Annotated in this window: 1 protein-coding gene; it reads right to left on the bottom strand. The window is 62.3% G+C overall.

Features of this window, described 5'->3' with window-relative positions; genetic code table 11:
• Window positions 1–21: 21 nt before the first annotated feature.
• Complete coding sequence (locus BGE01nite_RS28795) at window positions 22–954, bottom strand: IS110 family RNA-guided transposase (RefSeq protein WP_146856415.1); 933 nt, start codon at window positions 952–954, stop codon at window positions 22–24.
• Window positions 955–1237 lie beyond the last annotated feature (283 nt).

The raw sequence follows: 1237 nt of genomic DNA on the forward strand, positions 1-1237 counted from the left end.
CCGCACTCCAGCAACTGTGTTTTAGGCAAGAGACATTTGAGGATTTTTGAGGGCGGCATTGAGCAGCACGATGAGCTTCCGCGCACAGGCTGTCAGGGCCACTTTCGCTGGCTTGCCAGCAGCGCGCAGCCGCTGGTAAAACGTCTTGAGGATGGCGTTGGTGCGCACCGCTGACAGGCACGCCAGATAAAGCGTGCGGCGCACGGGCGAGCGTCCGCCACAGATGCGCCTCAGCCCGCGCCATCGGCCGCTGTCCTGGTTGAAGGGCGCCACCCCGGCCAACGAAGCTGCCTCCCGGCGGTTGAGGCTGCCTAGCTCAGGCATCTGCGCGCACAGGCACAGGGCGCTGCGCCAGCCGATGCCCACAACCTGGTCCAGGCGTGCGGACTTCTGGCTTAAAATGCTGCTCTCAGCGGTCACCTTGCGCATCATCTCCTCCAGTTTGGCGATCTCTTTGCTCAGGTGCGCGATGCAGCGTTTGGTCTGCTCGCACAGGAACCGGTCGCTGATCTGAAGCAGTCTTGTTTTGTAGCCCGCGCGATTAGCCACCAGGCTGTCACGCTGGGTGATCAGCAATGCCAGACGTCGTGTTGCCGGATCCGGCTTGGGTGTGGGGGCTGGATGCATGGCGGTGCCGTAGTGGACCATCACAGCGGCATCGAGGCGGTCGGTCTTGGCCCGGAGCTTACTGGCGCGTGCGAAGTCACGCACCCGGGCTCCATTGACTGCGCTGAGGGTGACACCGGCCTCGTGCAAGGCATCGGTCAGAGGATGGTCATAGCCGCCGGAAGCTTCGCAGATGACATGGACGGGGACGGCATGCTTGGCAATGCGCGCCAGCAGCTTGCGCAGGCCAGCGTTGGTGTAGGGCAGAGTGAAGGACTCCGAGAGGAAGCAGACGTCGAGAGAGTCCTTGGAGACATCAACGCCGAGGTAGACAACATCAGGGTTCATAGGGGATGATGGAGTTGTAGTTGGGATGGGACGGATCAGCCTTGTGGATGCGAACTCCGCGCCGTGCCGCGAGGCAAGGAGGCGGGTTCAGTCAACTGTTCGATCTCAGACCGATGAGGCAGTGCAGGACCCAGCTGGAGTTCGGACACGCTGTAAGGCGGTGCGACGACGCGACGGTCACTGCTCTGCCCGGCACCTTGGGGCGGCCGCCCCAAGGTGCCGAATACCGGCTCCGCATCTTAAGCCATCAAGCCTGATGCGGGAAACCGAAAGCAATATACAA

Origin of the sequence: Prosthecobacter gellanilyticus (genome assembly GCF_007992435.1) — a bacterium.
GTDB lineage: Bacteria > Verrucomicrobiota > Verrucomicrobiia > Verrucomicrobiales > Verrucomicrobiaceae > Prosthecobacter > Prosthecobacter gellanilyticus.